Source organism: Intestinibacillus massiliensis (genome assembly GCF_900155735.1).
Lineage (GTDB): Bacteria > Bacillota > Clostridia > Oscillospirales > Butyricicoccaceae > Intestinibacillus > Intestinibacillus massiliensis.
In genome coordinates this window covers 418,112-433,572 of the sequence record NZ_LT707060.1, presented here as the reverse complement: position 1 = coordinate 433,572, position 15,461 = coordinate 418,112, and the positions used below count along the sequence as shown (strand labels likewise).

The window sequence follows — 15,461 nt, the reverse complement described above, 5'->3', positions numbered from 1 at the left end:
CGGAGGGGCCCGCGCTCGTCGTCGGCCTGGGCAACCGCGCGATTACGCCCGACGCGGTCGGCCCGCTCGCCTGCGAGCATGTGATCGCGACGCGCCACCTGGTGGAACAAAGCCCGGAGTATTTTTCCTCCTGGCGGCCGGTCGCCGCCTGCGCGCCCGGCGTGCTCGGCCAGACCGGGCTGGAAACCGGCGAAATCGTACAGGGCGTGCTTGACAAGATCCGCCCCGCGGCCGTCATCGCGGTGGATGCGCTCGCCGCCGGGCGGCTGTCCCACCTGCTGCGCACCATCCAGGTGGCCGATACCGGCATTGTGCCCGGCTCGGGCGTCGGCAATGCGCGCTTTGCGCTGAACCGCGAAAGCCTGGGCGTGCCGGTCATCGCCATCGGCGTGCCCACGGTGGTGGACGGCGCGACGCTCGCGCATGAAATCTCCGCGCAGGCGGGCGGCGTGTCGTGCGAGGCGCTCGACGACCTCGCAAACCCGGTCGTCGTGACCACCAAGGATATCGACCGGGAGGTGCGCGACGTTTCCCGCGTGATCGGCTACGCGGTCAACAAGGCGCTGCACCCGCACCTGTCGATCGAGGACATCGATTTATTCCTGTCATAACCGGCGCGCCGCGCCCGTATACTAAATCCAGATGACAGCAAGGAGGGCATGTCCATGCGGACAAACAAGCGGAACCCCCGGAGACGCGGCGGCATCGGACTGCCCGCCACCATATGCCTGCTGTGCGCCGCCGGACTGCTCGCCTACGGGCGCGCCGGCGGCGACGCTACGGTACAGCAGCTGCTCGCCAGGATCGCGGATAACCAGAAATTTGTGCTGGGCACGCTCGCGCTCGAGATGGGCGTTTACCCGGACGCGTCCACCGTGCAGGCGCCCGCGGCGGTCAGCGCCGGGCTGACCGAGCTGCCGCAGGAGGACGAGGACGAGATCGGCGAAAGCGGCTATACCCCCGAGCCGGAAAGCCCCCCGCCGGAAGAGACCACGATCGGCGCGCAGGACGCCGGGAAGGTGAAAATCAACAACGCCACCACCCTGACGTATGACATCGCGGATATGCTCGCCCATCCGCAAACCATCGCCTTGTCCGGCAGCGGCCCGCAGGTGATGATCGTACATACCCACAGCACCGAGGCCTACACGCCCTCCGGCACGGATACCTACGTGCCGAGCGAGGCGAGCGAGAGCGAACGCACGCTGGACAAAAACCAGAGCGTCATCCGCGTCGGCGACGAGATGGCAAAGGTGCTCGAAAGCCGGGGCGTCTCCGTAGTGCATTGCCGGGAGGTGTTCGACAACCCCGCGTATTCCGGCGCGTATGACCGCTCCCTCAAGGCCATCAACGACCAGCTTGCCAAAACGCCGTCCGTCCAGGTCGTCATCGACGTGCACCGGGATTCCATCCTCAAGGAGGACGGTACGAAATACAAGACCGTCTGCGAGGTGGACGGCCAGAAGATGGCGCAGCTCATGCTGGTCGTAGGCACGAACGCCGGCGGCCTCAAGCACGACAACTGGGCGCAAAACCTCAATTATGCGGTGAACCTGCAAAGCCGGATCATCGCGCAGTACCCCACGCTGATGCGCCCGGTCAACCTGCGCAAGCAGCGCTTTAACCAGAGCGCCCGCTCGCCCGGCTCCATGCTGGTCGAGGTCGGCTCTTCCGGCAACACGCTGGCCGAGGCGGTGGACGCGGCAAAGCTTTTCGCGAACTGCCTGGCGGACGACCTGCTCGGCGCATAAAAACCCCTCCTTACGGCCATATTGAGAGTATGTATCACAGCATACCTCAACCGTAAGGAGGTTTTTTCATGCAGGGGCAACCCCTAAAATCCGATATTGCCGCCTTTTCCGCCGACCTGGACGAAAATGTCCGCACGCTCCAGGCGCTCTTTGAGGGCGATAACACCTTTGTCACGCGGCTGGTGGAGAGCCGCGCCGCCCCCCACCTGCGCTGCGCCGTGTTTTTCTTCGACGGCATGGTCAAGAACCTGGCGATCAACCAGAGCGTGCTGCGCCCCATCGCGGACTGGGACGGCGGCGCGCCCGTATCCGCCGAGGTGCTGGCGCACCGTATCAGCCAGGTGAACGACAGCCGCGTCGAGCCGGACCCGGCCAAGATGCTGTCCTCCTTCCTGTACGGCGACACCGTCATCTTCACGGACGGCGACCCGCGCCCGGTCGTGGTCAACACCAAGGGCTTTTCGCTACGCTCCTCCGGCGAACCGGATAACGAACGCGTGCTGCAGGGGCCGCGCGAGGGCTTCACGGAAGGCTTTATGACAAACCTTTCGATGATCCGCCGCCGGCTGCGCACCCCGCACCTCAAATTCACCTTCCAGACGCTGGGCAGCCGCACGCACACGACCGTGTGCCTGTGCTACCTTGACGGCGTGTGCAAGCCCTCCGTGGTCAAGGAGTGGGAGGCGCGCCTGTCCTCCTTCACGCTCGACAGCGTGCTCGACGCAAATTACCTGTCCGAATGCGTGCGCGACAGCCGCATGTCGCCCTTCCCCACCATCGGCGTGACCGAGCGGCCGGACGTGGTCGCCGCGCGCCTGCTCGAGGGGCAGGTCGCGCTCGTTGTGGACGGCACGCCCGTCGTGCTGACCGCCCCTTATATCCTGCAGGAGTGCTTCCAGGCGAACGACGACTATTACCGCAACTTTTTTTATGTCGGGCTGGCGCGCCTGCTGCGCATGGCCGGCTTTGTCATCAGCATCTGTATCCCGGCCATTTACGTGGCGCTGCTGACCTTCCATCAGGAGATACTGCCCACGCGCCTGCTGTTTGCCGTTGCGGCGGCGCGGCAGGGCGTGCCCATGCCGACGCTGCTCGAGACCGTGCTGCTGCTGCTGGTATTTGAAATCCTGAAGGAAGCCGGCACGCGCACGCCCGGCGCGATCGGGCAGACGATGTCCATCGTCGGCGGCCTTGTGCTGGGGCAGGCGGCGGTGTCCGCGCGCTTTGTGTCCGCGCCGGTCGTCATTGTGGTCGCAATGGCGGGCGTGCTCGGCCTGCTCACGCCAAAACTCACGACCGCCGCCATGGTGTCGCGCTTTTTCCTGCTCGCCTGCGGCGCGGTGCTCGGCCTGTACGGCGTCTTTTTCGGCATGGCGCTGGTGCTGGCGCACCTGTCCGGCCTTTCCTCCTTTGGGGTGCCGTACCTGCTCAACCTGCTGCCCCGCGTGTCCCCGCACCTGGAGGACGCATATGTCCGCACACCCTGGTTCAAGATGCGGGAAAGCGGGCGGTTTATGGCGAGGAAGGGGGAGAGGCCTTGAAACGCTCCCTATTGCTCCTGCCGCTGCTCCTGCTGCTCGCGGGCTGCGGCGACGCGCGGGAAACGAGCGTGCTTTCCCCGGTATCCGCCGCGGCGCTGTCGGGCGATGCGGCCGGCCTGCACCTGACGGTCGAAACGGTCTGGCAGGACAGCGCCGAGGGCAAGGCCACGCCCCAATACCTGACCGCGGAAGCCGCGACCATCCCCAACCTGTTCGCCGCCGCGGCAAACAACGTGGGCGGCGAGTTCTACTTCATCCATGCGCAGGTCTTCCTGATAGACGAGGCCGCGGCGCGGCAAGGCCTGCTGCCCCTTGCCGAATACCTGTGCGACGAAAATGACGCGCGCCTCAGCATCCGCCTTGCAGTGGCGCGCGGCGCGACCGCGGACGAAGTGCTCCGCGCCTGGGCGCCGAGCGGCGAAATCCCGGGCATCGCCCTCGGCCGGATGCTGTCCGAAGGGGAAAAACGCGGTTCGGGGGTAGACATGCCGCTCTTCCGCTTCCTGAACCTGCTGCTGTCCGGCTCGGACGTGCATACCGCGCTGCCCGCCGTCACGGTCGGGACGGACGGGCAGGCCGTCCCCTCCGGCCTTGCCCTCTTCGAGGGCGACCGGCTGACCGGCTTTACGGACGGGGGTGACCCCCATGCCTGAAACCGTCTTCCCCCGCTGGCGCTTTNGGAACCTGATGCTGCTCGGCGTGCATACGGCGGCGCGCGTGCCCTATCCGACCTACGCGTCCGCCGGCCTGGTGGCGATCGGCGACTTTTTCCAGCGCGCGGAAACGCTCATCGCGGGCTGCCTGACCGTGTGCGAGCTGGCGCGGCTGGCCGTGCTGCTGCTCGTGGCGGCCGCCGGCCTGCGCGCCGCGTTTTCCGGAATATTTCCCCGTAAACCTGCCCATACTGAAAGAACGAAACACTTACAGGAGGAATAAATTATGGAACTCAAAGGCTCCCGCACCGAAGCCAACCTGCTGGCCGCCTATGCAGGCGAATCCCAGGCCGCTGAAAAATACTGGATTTTTGAAGACCGCGCGCGCCGTGACGGCTACGAGCAGATCGCGGACATCTTCTGCGAAACCGCAGGCAACGAACGCGCGCATGCCGCCCAGTGGTTCGAGCTGCTGCACGACGGCGTGCCCAAGACCGACTGCAACCTCGACGAGGCCGCGGGCGGCGAACATTTCGAATGGACGGAAATGTACAAGGAATTTGCCGACATCGCCGAAGAAGAGGGCTTTTCCGCAATTGCGCACCGTTTCCGCATGACGGCGGACGTCGAGCGCCGCCACGAGGCGCGCTACAACGCCCTGCGCCAGAATATCGAAAACGGCGAGGTCTTCAAGAAGCCGCAGGAGCAGTCCTGGGTGTGCTCGAACTGCGGTTATGTGTTCACCGGCACCGCCGCGCCCGAAGCCTGCCCGCTCTGCCACCACGCGCAGGCATATTTCGAAGTCCTGGCAGAAAACTACTGAGATGCATTTTGAAAAGGGCGCCGTTTGTACGGCGTGCCATAAGCGTGGGACGGCGTTTGGCCGATACCAAAGGCTGCCACGTTGCCAAAACCTTTGGGGTTGCCAAAAGGGCGCTGCTTCACAAAGAAGCAGCGCCCTTTTTACGTATACGTTTAGTTTTTGAGGCTCTGGATCGGCGCCGGGATACGGCCGCCGCGGTGGATGAACTTCGCTGGGGACTTTGTGGAGATCGGCATGATGGGCGCGGTGCCCAGCAGGCCGCCGAACTCGACGCTGTCGCCGACGTTCTTGCCATAGGCCGGGATGACGCGCACGGCGGTCGTCTTGGAGTTGACCACGCCGATCGCGATTTCGTCCGCGATCAGGCCGGAAATGACCTCCGCGGTCGTGTCGCCCGGAACGGCGACCATGTCGATGCCGACCGAGCAAACGGCCGTCATCGCCTCGAGCTTCTCCAGCGTGAGCACGCCGGCCTGCACCGCCGCAATCATGCCCTCGTCCTCGGATACCGGGATAAACGCGCCCGACAGGCCGCCGACCGACGAGGACGCCATGACGCCGCCCTTCTTGACCGCGTCGTTCAGCATGGCCAGGATTGCGGTCGTGCCGCAGCAGCCGCAGGTCTCCAGGCCGACTTCCTCAAGGATGCGCGCGACCGAGTCGCCGATCGCCGGGGTCGGCGCAAGCGACAAATCGACGATGCCGAACGGCACGCCCAGGCGCTCCGACGCGATCGAGCCGACAAGCTGCCCCATACGCGTGATCTTGAACGCGGTCTTTTTGATAATCTCCGCGACCTCGTTGATCGGGCAGTCGCCCGCGCGGCGGATGGCCGACTGCACCACGCCCGGGCCGGATACGCCGACGTTGATGACCGTTTCCGGCTCGCCGATGCCGTGGTACGCGCCCGCCATGAACGGGTTGTCGTCCACCGCGTTGGCGAATACGACCAGCTTGCCGCAGCCGAGGGACTGGTTGTCCTTCGTGCGCTCCGCGGTCTGCTTGATGATGCGCCCCATGAGCGCGATCGCGTCCAGGTTCACGCCCGCCTTGGTCGACGCGACGTTGACCGACGCGCAGACGTTGTTCGTCACCGCAAGCGCCTCCGGGATGGAGTTGATCAGGATCTCGTCTCCCTTGGCAAAGCCCTTCTGCACCAGGGCGGAAAAGCCGCCGATGAAGTTGACGCCGGTCGCCGCCGCGGCGCGGTCGAGCGCCTGAGCGATCGGGACATAGCTGCCGGCCGTCGTGGTCGCGCCGATCATGGCGATCGGGGTGACCGAAATGCGCTTGTGGATGATCGGGATGCCGAGCTCGCGCTCGATCTGCTCGCCCGTCGAAACCAGCTTCTCCGCGCGGCGGGTGATCTTCTCGTAGATCTTGTCGCACAGCACGCCGATGTCGTCCGACGCAAGGTCGCGCAGCGAAATGCCCATGGTGATCGTGCGGATGTCGAGGTGTTCCTCCTCGATCATCTTGATGGTCTCTAAAATGTCGTGTGTATTAATCATTGCCATTGCCGCGCCCTCAAATCCTGTGCATTGCGTTGAAGATATCTTCATGCATGGTGTGGATCTTCATGCCGAGCGCCTCGCCGTCCTGATCCAGCAGGTCGGCAAGCTGCGTAAAGTCCACGGTACAGCGGTCGATATTGACCAGCATGACCATCGCGAACATGTCGCTCATGACGTTTTGGGAGATGTCCACGATATTGACCTGGTGGGCGTACAGGGTTTCGGAAATTTTGGCGATGATGCCGGTGCGGTCCTTACCGACCACGGTGATAACTGCGCGCATGTTTATTCCTCCTAAAAATTACAAATCCAGATTGGCAGGCCCTTCCGCCGGGTCGTCCGCGGACAGGACCTCGTTGATGATGCTGTTCGAGACCAGGAATCCCTGCTCCGTCAGGTGCCAGCGCCCCAGCTCCTGCGCGGCAAGCCCGTGCTGCGCGAGCGGCGCGAGTTTTGCGGCGTAAGGCGCAAAGTCCCGGCTGAACAGGCGCTGGAACGTTTCCTCCTGTACGCCGTCGCGCGTGCGCAGGCGGAGCATCAGGTATTCCCCGTGCCGGCGCATGGTCGGCACGTCCTCCTCCTCGAACACGATGGGGCCGCCCGCGCCGGTGACGCCGGCGCAATACGCGTCGAGGTCGCGGACAAAAGCGAACCGCCGCCCGCCGAGGTAGGAATGGGCGCCGGGCCCCAGGCCGAGGTACTCCGACAGATCCCAGTATTTGCTGTTATGGCGGGAGCGCCGTCCCGGGCGCGCCCAATTGGAAACCTCGTAGTGCTCGAACCCCGCCTCGCACAGCCGGTTGCACAGCGCCAGGTACAGGTCGGCCTGCGCGTCGTCGTCGGGCAGCACAGGGTTATCCCGCGCCATCGGCGTGCCGGGTTCCAGCTTCAGCCCGTAGCAGGACAGGTGCGCGGGCTGTAGCGCCAGCACGGCTTCGGCCGAACGCAGGAAACGGCCGGTGTCCTGCCCCGGCAGGCCGTACATCAGGTCGAGGCTCAGGTTGTCGAAGCCCGCGTCCTGCGCGCGGCGCACGGCGTCCTGCGCCTGCGCAAAGGTATGTACGCGGCCGAGCATGGCGAGCTCGTCGTCGTCCGCCGACTGGATGCCGACCGACAGGCGGTTCACCCCGGCCTTTTTCAGCTTTTTCAGCAGTTTTGGGGACATGCTGTCCGGATTGGCCTCGACCGTGATCTCGGCATTGCGCGACAGGGAAAACCGCTTCCCGATTTCGGAAAGCAGTTTCGCCAGCCGTTTTTCCCCGAGGAAAGACGGCGTGCCGCCGCCAAAGTACACGGTATCCACACTGTACCCGCCGCACAGAGCGCCGTAATCGCGGATATGCGCGCACATGGCCTTTACATAGCCGTCCATCTGTGCGGCGCGGCCGCCGAGCGAGTAAAAATCACAATAATAACACATGGAAACGCAAAATGGGACATGGATATACAGCCCCAGGCTCTTGGAATACTTCAAAATAACCCCCGGATGATCTCCCCTGCGGCTTACTCCTCGTCGAGTTTGAGCACCGCCATAAACGCCTCGGTCGGGATCTGCACCGTGCCGAGCGTACGCATCTTCTTTTTGCCCTCCTTCTGCTTTTCGAGCAGCTTTTTCTTACGGGTGATGTCGCCGCCGTAGCACTTGGCCAGCACGTCCTTGCGCACGGCCTTGACGGTTTCGCGGGCGATCACCTTGCCGCCGATCGCGGCCTGTACGGGCACCTCAAACAGCTGGCGCGGGATGTTCTCCTTGAGCTTTTCGCAGATGCGGCGCGCGCGGCTGTAGGCCTTTTCGCGGTGCGCGATAAAGGACAGCGCGTCCACCTGGTCGCCGTTGAGCAGCATGTCCACCTTGACAAGGTCGCTTTTGCGGTACTCCGACAGCTCATAGTCCAGCGAGGCGTAGCCCTTCGTGCGCGCCTTGAGCGCGTCGAAGAAGTCGTAAATGATTTCGTTGATGGGCATCTCGTAGTGCAGCTCGACGAGCGTGCTGTCGAGGTACTGCATGTCCTTGAAGATGCTGCGCCGCTCCTGGCACATCGGCATGATGTTGCCGACGAACTCCTGCGGCGTGATGATGGACGCGTTGACAAACGGCTCGCGCGCCTCCTCGATGTGCACCGGGTCGGGGTAATCGTGCGGGTTGTCGCACAGGACGACGGTGCCGTCGGTCTTGATAATCTCATATACGACCGAGGGCAGCGTGGTCACGAGGTCGAGGTCGAACTCGCGCTCCAGGCGCTCCTGGATGATCTCCATGTGCAGCATCCCGAGGAAGCCGCAGCGGAAGCCGAAGCCCAGCGCGATCGAGCTTTCCGGCTCGAAGGACAGGGCCGCGTCGTTGAGCTGCAGCTTTTCCAGCGCGTCGCGCAGGTCGGGGTATTTGGAGCCGTCCTCCGTGTAGATGCCGCAATAGACCATCGGCTGCACCTTGCGGTAGCCGGGGAGGGCCTCGGCGGTCGGCCGGCCGGCCTCGGTCACGGTATCGCCCACGCGGGTATCCGCGACATTTTTAATGGACGCGCTGAAATAGCCGACCTCGCCGGCGGACAGCCCCTCCGTCGGCGCAAGGCCGAGGGGCTGCATGTAGCCGCATTCGATGACCTGGAATTCCGCGCCCGTGGCCATCATCTTGACCTTCATGCCCGGCGCGATGCGGCCGTCCATCAGGCGCATATAGACGATTACGCCGCGGTAGGGGTCGTACTGGCTGTCAAAGACCAGCGCGCGCAGCGGCGCTTCCGGGTCGCCGGACGGGGACGGGATATCGCGCACGATGCGCTCGAGCACCTCGTGGATGTTCAGCCCCATCTTCGCGGAAATTTCCGGCGCGTCCTCGGCCGGGATGCCGATGATATCCTCGATCTCCTGCTTGACCCGCTTGGGGTCTGCGGCGGGCAGGTCGATCTTGTTGATCACCGGTACGATTTCCAGGTTATCCTCGATGGCAAGATAGGTGTTGCCGAGCGTCTGCGCCTCAATGCCCTGCGCCGCGTCGACGACAAGCAGCGCGCCTTCGCAAGCGGCGAGCGAACGCGAGACCTCGTAGTTGAAGTCGACGTGCCCCGGCGTATCGATCAGGTTCATCTCATAGGTTTCGCCGTCGTCGGCCTCATACTCCATACGCACGGCGCGCGCCTTGATCGTAATGCCGCGCTCGCGCTCCAGATCCATATTGTCGAGCAGCTGCTCTTCCATTTCACGCTGCGAAACCGCCTTGCACTGCTCGAGCAGGCGGTCGGCCAGGGTCGACTTGCCATGGTCGATATGCGCGATTATGGAAAAATTCCGAATCTTATTTTGATCCTTCACGCTATTACTCCTCAAAAAAAGTGATGGATTTACTCCTTACAAGTAATAAACATGATACCATAATTCCCGCCCCGTTACAAGGGGATTCCTTTGCCGCCCCCAACCAAAATCGGCGGCTGGCGGCAAAATTCCCGTCAGTTTTACTAAATACGGGCGCGTGCGGCGGCCGGCAGCCGTCCCGCGCGCCCGGCTGTGCCTCCCCTATCACAGCATCCCGCCATACGATAGCCCCAATTTTCGGATTTTACGCGCGTACCCCGACGGCAGCCGCAGGGCGTTCCCGTGTAATTCCTGTGTAGGTTTGATGAATTTGCAAAAAGCGCTTGACGGAACCAGACTATCATGATAGTCTATAGCCATACTATTGCAATAGTCCAAGGCCGGCAGCCCGTCCCAAGCGCTGGGGACGGACGGCTGGCCGCCGCCAAAAAGGAGTTAGGGAAACCATGGAGCAAAAGCTTTTTGATTCGGAACGCAAGGTCATGGAAGCCTTGTGGGACAACGGCGAGCTGACCGCGAAGGAACTGTCCGTCCTGCTTGCGGAAGAGGTCGGCTGGAACAAGAACACAACCTATACCGTGATTAAGAAATGCATTGACAAAGGCGTGATTGCGCGCACCGAGCCAGGCTTCCACTGCCGCGCCCTGCTGACCCGCGAGCAGGCGCGCCAGGCCGAAGCCGACGACCTGATGGATAAGCTGTTTGACGGCTCCCCGGCGACGCTGTTCGCCTCGCTGCTCGACGGCGGGCGGGTGCCCCCGGAGGAGCTGGACAAGCTGCGCCGCATGATTGAAGAATTAAAGTGAGGTGCGAGCCGTGCAGTTTTTAACTATGAGCCTGATGGGCGGGGGGCTGGTCCTCGCGACGGCGGCGCTGCGCGCGTTGTTCCGCAACAAGGTGCCGCCATCCTATTGGCTGGTGCTGTGGGGCGCGGCGCTCTGCCGCCTGCTGATCCCGGCCTCCTTCCCGTCGCCGCTCAGCGTACTCAACCTGTCCCGGCGGTTCGCCGCACAGCACGTGTACGCCCTGCAGGCGCTGTCCCCCGCGCCCGCAGCCGCGCCGGTATTCCCGGCATGGGGCTGGGCCGTCCTGTCCGGCGGGATCATACTCGCGCTGTACCTGGCCATCGCCTACCTGCGGGCAATCCGCACTTTCCGCATGTCCCTGCCCGCGGCGCACGCCGATATCGCCCCTGTATTAAAGGAGTACCCGCTGCGCCGCACGGTCTCCGTGCGCATGAGCGACCGCATCGCCTCCCCGGTGACCTATGGCGTGCTGCGCCCGGTCATCCTGCTGCCCAGTGCGCTCCGGAACGCGGACGCCGGGGCGCTGCGCCTTGTGCTGGCGCACGAAATGACCCATATCCGCCGCTTCGACTGCCTCTGGAAGCTCGTCGCCGCCGCCGCCCTGTGCGCGCACTGGTTTAACCCGGCCGTCTGGCTGCTGCTGCACCTGTTCAGCCGCGACCTCGAGCTTTCCTGCGACCGCGCCGTCGTGCGCCGCGGCGGCCCCGAATCCCGCAAGGCCTACGCCATGACGTTATTGTGCTTTGCCGAATCCAAAAGCGCCGCTTCCCCGCTCTTTAGCCATCTTAGTAAACACCCGCTTGAAGAAAGGATAAAATGTATTATGACATCCCGTAAATATTCGGTCGCCGGCCTGACGCTGGCCAGCGTGATGCTCCTCGGCACCACTTCCGCCTTTGCCGCCCCCGCGCCGGAGACCCCTGCAGAGCCAGTTTCCGCCAGCTATATGTCCATGAAGCTCGCCGACACCGACCAGGCGCCCCCCGCAGACGGCGTAGAAAGCGACAAGGCCATGGCCGCCACCTTCACCTTTACCGGCAAGGAGGGCGAGAACCCCAATATCGAGTACTCGGCCGATTACGATTTCCAAAAGAAAGTGCTGGACGACGGTACGGTACAGTTTCTGCTGAAGGACGGCTCGGTCGTCAACGTGAAGCGCGCCGATGATGCCAAGTAACGGCGGCGGCGCCATCCCGTAGCCCTATCCCTCCCGACACGCTTGTTTCCCTGTTACAGCAGCCCGGCTCCGGCCGGGCTGCTGCTTTTTGCCCTTTTTGCCGCATTTCTGTACATTCACAAAATATTCACAGCCTCCCCCTTGACTTCTTTCACACATGGTGGTAAATTATCTTTAGCACTCAGGGATGATGAGTGCTAAAAGCAATGAAGGGGGTCCTTCAACATGGAGCTTTCCGATCGCAAGAAACAGATCCTGAAAGCCATTATCGGCGACTATATCCGAACCGCCGAGCCGGTTGGCTCCAAAACCATTGCGCAGCGTCCGGGCATCACCTTTTCCCCCGCGACCATCCGCAACGAGATGAGCGAGCTGGAGGAACTGGGGTATCTGGAAAAGCCGCACACGTCTGCCGGCCGCATCCCTTCCCCGCTGGGCTACCGCCTGTACGTCGACGAGCTGATGGCGCCGACCAGCGAGCCGGAACCCGGGGACGACGCGGGGCTGCGCCAGATGATGCAGCTCAAGGTGCGGGAGCTGGATAAACTGATCCAGGAAGCCGGCAAGCTGATCGCAAACCTGACCGAATATACCGCGGTCGCGGCCACGCCGGTCATGCAGCGCACCTCGCTCAAGCAATTTGAAATCATCGCGGTCAACCAGAACATGTTCGTCATCGTTGTGGTTACCGAGTCCGGCGCGGTCAAAAATAAAATGGTACACACCGCCGCCCCCGTTAGCAAAGACGAGGCCGAGCTGCTGACCTATGTGCTCAACCAGACCCTGACCGGCATCCCGCTGTCCAGCATCACCACCGAGCGGTTTGATATCGTGCGCCGCGCCGCCGGGCTGACCGCCCTGCTCGCGCCGGTCGCCGAATATATCGCGGAGCTGATCGAGGAAACAGGGCGCCAGGAGGTCTACCTCGAGGGCGCGGGCAAGCTGCTGCGCTATCCCGAATACCGCGACACGCAAAAGGCGCAGGCGGTGCTGGATTATCTCGGCAGCGACCGCAGCCACCTGATCCCCGTCGGCGGAGAGACCGACGGCGTGCAGATCATGATTGGGCCGGAAAACGGTGAAAACCCGCTGTCCGACGCATCCATGATCTACGCAAGGTACAGCATCGGCGATTTTGGGCAGGGCGTTATCGGCATTGTCGGGCCGACCCGTATGGATTATGCCCGCCTGTCGGCGCGGCTGTCCCGTTTTGCCAAGGGGCTGAACAAATTGATTGCAGAGACCTTTTTAGAGGAACATCCATAATAAACTTGGAAAGGCTGAATACAGAATGTCCAAAAAGAAGACGGAAGACGCAATTCCGGAAACCGAGCAGGCCGCCTGCGAAGCCGAAATGAAAGATATGGAAGCTGCAGAGGCCGCAAGCGGCGAACCGGCTGCCGCCGAGCCCGCTGCGGACAGCGCGCTCGACGCGCTGCAAAAGCAGTATGACGACCTGAACGACCGTTTCATGCGCATGGCCGCGGAATATGATAACTTCCGCAAGCGTTCCCAGCGCGAACGCGAGGGCGTACACGCGGACGCGGTATCCCACGCCGTCAAGGCGCTGCTGCCGACCTTCGACAACCTGGAGCGCGCGCTTGCGGTGGAAACCGAGGATGCGGAATACAAGAAGGGCGTCGAACTCACCCATAAGCAGCTGCTCGACGCGCTGCGCAGCCTGAACGTCACGAAGATCGAGGACGATCCGGGCACGGCTTTCGACCCCAACCTCCATAACGCCGTGATGCACGTCGAGGACGAGGGCTTTGGCGAAAACGAGATCGCCGAGGTGTTCCAGCACGGCTTTATGATCGACGACAGGGTTATCCGGCACAGCATGGTCAAGGTGGCAAACTGAGGCCGCCGGTATTCATTTTAATATTTTGAAAGCAAATATCTGATATAAAGGAGCGTACTATCATGGGCAAGATCATTGGTATTGACTTAGGTACTACAAATAGCTGCGTCGCGGTTATGGAAGGCGGCGAAGCCGTCGTCATCCCGAACGCGGAAGGCGCACGCACCACCCCGTCCGTCCTGGCGTTTTCCAAGACCGGCGAGCGCATGGTCGGCCAGGTCGCAAAGCGCCAGGCCGTCACAAACGCCGACCGTACGGTCATTTCGATCAAGCGCCACATGGGCAGCGATTACCGCGTGACCATCGACGACAAGAAGTTCTCCCCGCAGGAGATCTCCGCGATGATCCTGCAGAAGCTCAAGGCCGACGCGGAGGCCTATCTCGGCTCCGCGGTCACCCAGGCGGTCATCACCGTCCCGGCGTACTTCACCGACTCCCAGCGCCAGGCCACCAAGGACGCGGGCAAGATCGCAGGCCTCGACGTGCTGCGCATCATCAACGAGCCGACCGCGGCGGCGCTGGCATACGGCGTCGACAAGGAGACCGAGCAGAAGGTCATGGTCTATGACCTCGGCGGCGGCACGTTCGACGTTTCCATCCTCGACATCGGCGACGGCGTGCTCGAAGTCCTCGCGACCGCGGGCAACAACCACCTGGGCGGCGACGACTTTGACCAGCGCATCATGGACTGGATCGTCGCGGAGTTCAAGAAAACCGAGGGCATCGACCTGTCCGGCGACAAGATGGCGATGCAGCGCCTGAAGGAAGCCGCGGAGAAGGCCAAGATCGAGCTTTCCGGCATGGCTTCCACCTCGATCAACCAGCCGTACATCACGGCGGACGCGACCGGCCCGAAGCACCTTGAGCTGACGCTGACCCGCGCGAAGTTCAACGAGCTGACCGCCGACCTCGTCGAGGCGACCATGGGGCCGGTACGCCAGGCGCTGTCCGACGCGGGCCTGCAGCCGGGCGACCTGGCCAAGATCCTGCTGGTCGGCGGCTCCACCCGTATCCCGGCGGTACAGGACGCGGTCAAGTCCATCACCGGCAAGGACGCGTTCAAGGGCATCAACCCGGACGAGTGCGTCGCGGTCGGCGCGGCAATCCAGGGCGGCGTCCTGGGCGGCGAGGTCAAGGACGTCCTGCTGCTTGACGTTACCCCGCTGTCCCTCGGCATCGAGACCCTGGGCGGCGTATGCACCCGCCTGATCGAGCGCAACACCACCATCCCGACCAAGAAGAGCCAGGTATTCTCGACCGCGGCCGACAACCAGCCGTCCGTTGAAATCCACGTGCTGCAGGGCGAGCGCGAAATGGCGGCCGGCAACAAGACGCTCGGCAAGTTCACGCTTGACGGCATCGCCCCGGCGCCGCGCGGCGTCCCGCAGATCGAGGTTACCTTTGATATCGACGCAAACGGCATCGTAAACGTCTCCGCAAAGGACCTCGGCACCGGCAAGGAGCAGAAGATCACCATCACCGCGTCCTCCAACCTGTCCCAGGCCGACATCGACAAGGCGATGCACGAGGCCGAGCAGTTCGCTGCCGAGGACAAGAAGCACAAGGAAGAGGTCGAGACCCGCAACAACGCCGAGCAGCTCGTATTCCAGAGCGAAAAGGCGCTGGGCGACCTGGGCGACAAGCTGTCCGCCGAGGAAAAGTCCGCCGTGCAGGCCGAGATCGAAAAGGTGAAAGAAGCCCTCAAGGGAACCGACACGGAAATGATCAAGATGGCGTCGGACAGCCTGTCCAAGAAGTTCGGCGAGCTTGCCAGCAAGATCTACCAGCAGCAGGCGCCGCAGGGCGACCCGAACATGGGCGGCCAGGCAGGCGGCGACCCGTCCGGCCCGCAGGGCGACTTCGTTGACGCAGACTTCACCGAAGTCAAGGACGACGACAAGAAATAATCCAAGACATGATTTGTAGGGCGGGACGAACCCGGCCCGCCGTATAACGGGCTTTCCCGGCTGCGGCGCGCCGGGGACGTCACGCCCTACGGTACTGTCCATTCCTTTTTTGAGGT

14 protein-coding genes are annotated in these 15,461 nt (G+C 63.2%); 10 read left to right on the top strand and 4 right to left on the bottom strand.

The window, feature by feature from the left end:
* From gpr to rbr, 5 genes are all read left to right on the top strand, one after another.
* The coding region (gene gpr / locus CZ203_RS13520; protein ID WP_143436238.1) for a GPR endopeptidase at nucleotides 1-611 on the top strand (611 nt) is incomplete at its 5' end.
* 54 nt (nucleotides 612-665) lie between these two features.
* Nucleotides 666-1,751: a stage II sporulation protein P gene (gene spoIIP / locus CZ203_RS13515; protein WP_159456537.1), complete on the top strand. Its 1,086-nt coding sequence runs from the start codon at nucleotides 666-668 to the stop codon at nucleotides 1,749-1,751.
* A gap of 68 nt (nucleotides 1,752-1,819) precedes the next feature.
* Complete coding sequence (locus CZ203_RS13510) at nucleotides 1,820-3,292, top strand: spore germination protein (RefSeq protein ID WP_087066623.1); 1,473 nt, start codon at nucleotides 1,820-1,822, stop codon at nucleotides 3,290-3,292.
* Nucleotides 3,289-3,945 (top strand): Ger(x)C family spore germination protein, encoded by a 657-nt coding sequence (locus tag CZ203_RS13505; protein ID WP_087066622.1) that lies wholly within the window; start codon nucleotides 3,289-3,291, stop codon nucleotides 3,943-3,945. Before CZ203_RS13510 ends, CZ203_RS13505 begins: the two co-directional genes overlap by 4 nt.
* A gap of 286 nt (nucleotides 3,946-4,231) precedes the next feature.
* Nucleotides 4,232-4,768 carry a rubrerythrin gene (gene rbr / locus CZ203_RS13495; RefSeq protein ID WP_087066620.1) on the top strand — a complete coding sequence of 179 codons (537 nt, stop codon included), beginning with the start codon at nucleotides 4,232-4,234 and terminating at the stop codon, nucleotides 4,766-4,768.
* A 152-nt stretch (nucleotides 4,769-4,920) separates the two neighbouring features.
* Here rbr and CZ203_RS13490 read toward each other — a convergent pair whose 3' ends face one another.
* Genes CZ203_RS13490 through lepA form a run of 4 tightly spaced genes read right to left on the bottom strand, consistent with a single transcriptional unit; the run spans nucleotide 4,921 to nucleotide 9,594 of the window.
* Nucleotides 4,921-6,279, bottom strand: coding sequence for a PFL family protein (locus CZ203_RS13490; protein WP_087066839.1), 1,359 nt, complete (start codon nucleotides 6,277-6,279; stop codon nucleotides 4,921-4,923).
* A 16-nt stretch (nucleotides 6,280-6,295) separates the two neighbouring features.
* Nucleotides 6,296-6,565 (bottom strand): ACT domain-containing protein, encoded by a 270-nt coding sequence (locus CZ203_RS13485; RefSeq protein ID WP_087066619.1) that lies wholly within the window; start codon nucleotides 6,563-6,565, stop codon nucleotides 6,296-6,298.
* A gap of 18 nt (nucleotides 6,566-6,583) precedes the next feature.
* A complete protein-coding gene (gene hemW / locus CZ203_RS13480) occupies nucleotides 6,584-7,756 on the bottom strand; it encodes a radical SAM family heme chaperone HemW (RefSeq protein ID WP_087066618.1) in 1,173 nt (390 codons plus the stop codon).
* A 29-nt stretch (nucleotides 7,757-7,785) separates the two neighbouring features.
* A complete protein-coding gene (gene lepA / locus CZ203_RS13475; RefSeq protein ID WP_087066617.1) occupies nucleotides 7,786-9,594 on the bottom strand; it encodes a translation elongation factor 4 in 1,809 nt (602 codons plus the stop codon).
* A gap of 446 nt (nucleotides 9,595-10,040) precedes the next feature.
* Here lepA and CZ203_RS13470 point away from each other — a divergent pair, with 446 nt between their 5' ends.
* The 5 genes from CZ203_RS13470 to dnaK all read left to right on the top strand — a co-directional run bounded on the left by CZ203_RS13470 (nucleotide 10,041) and on the right by dnaK (nucleotide 15,345).
* A complete protein-coding gene (locus CZ203_RS13470; RefSeq protein WP_087066616.1) occupies nucleotides 10,041-10,400 on the top strand; it encodes a BlaI/MecI/CopY family transcriptional regulator in 360 nt (119 codons plus the stop codon).
* A gap of 10 nt (nucleotides 10,401-10,410) precedes the next feature.
* Nucleotides 10,411-11,577, top strand: a complete 1,167-nt coding sequence (locus CZ203_RS13465) for a M56 family metallopeptidase (protein ID WP_143436227.1) — start codon at nucleotides 10,411-10,413, stop codon at nucleotides 11,575-11,577.
* 225 nt (nucleotides 11,578-11,802) lie between these two features.
* On the top strand, nucleotides 11,803-12,843 hold the full coding sequence (gene hrcA, locus CZ203_RS13460; protein ID WP_087066614.1) for a heat-inducible transcriptional repressor HrcA: 1,041 nt from the start codon (nucleotides 11,803-11,805) through the stop codon (nucleotides 12,841-12,843).
* A gap of 25 nt (nucleotides 12,844-12,868) precedes the next feature.
* A complete protein-coding gene (gene grpE, locus CZ203_RS13455; protein WP_087066613.1) occupies nucleotides 12,869-13,438 on the top strand; it encodes a nucleotide exchange factor GrpE in 570 nt (189 codons plus the stop codon).
* A gap of 62 nt (nucleotides 13,439-13,500) precedes the next feature.
* Nucleotides 13,501-15,345, top strand: coding sequence for a molecular chaperone DnaK (gene dnaK / locus CZ203_RS13450; RefSeq protein WP_087066612.1), 1,845 nt, complete (start codon nucleotides 13,501-13,503; stop codon nucleotides 15,343-15,345).
* Nucleotides 15,346-15,461: the final 116 nt, after the last annotated feature.

Coding starts and splice junctions, on each gene's coding strand:
- spoIIP (WP_159456537.1), top strand. CDS start 666: ATGCGGACAAACAAGCGGAACCCCCGGAGACGCGGCGGCATCGGACTG.
- CZ203_RS13510 (WP_087066623.1), top strand. CDS start 1,820: ATGCAGGGGCAACCCCTAAAATCCGATATTGCCGCCTTTTCCGCCGAC.
- rbr (WP_087066620.1), top strand. CDS start 4,232: ATGGAACTCAAAGGCTCCCGCACCGAAGCCAACCTGCTGGCCGCCTAT.
- CZ203_RS13490 (WP_087066839.1), bottom strand. CDS start 6,279: ATGATTAATACACACGACATTTTAGAGACCATCAAGATGATCGAGGAG.
- CZ203_RS13485 (WP_087066619.1), bottom strand. CDS start 6,565: ATGCGCGCAGTTATCACCGTGGTCGGTAAGGACCGCACCGGCATCATC.
- CZ203_RS13470 (WP_087066616.1), top strand. CDS start 10,041: ATGGAGCAAAAGCTTTTTGATTCGGAACGCAAGGTCATGGAAGCCTTG.
- hrcA (WP_087066614.1), top strand. CDS start 11,803: ATGGAGCTTTCCGATCGCAAGAAACAGATCCTGAAAGCCATTATCGGC.
- grpE (WP_087066613.1), top strand. CDS start 12,869: ATGTCCAAAAAGAAGACGGAAGACGCAATTCCGGAAACCGAGCAGGCC.
- dnaK (WP_087066612.1), top strand. CDS start 13,501: ATGGGCAAGATCATTGGTATTGACTTAGGTACTACAAATAGCTGCGTC.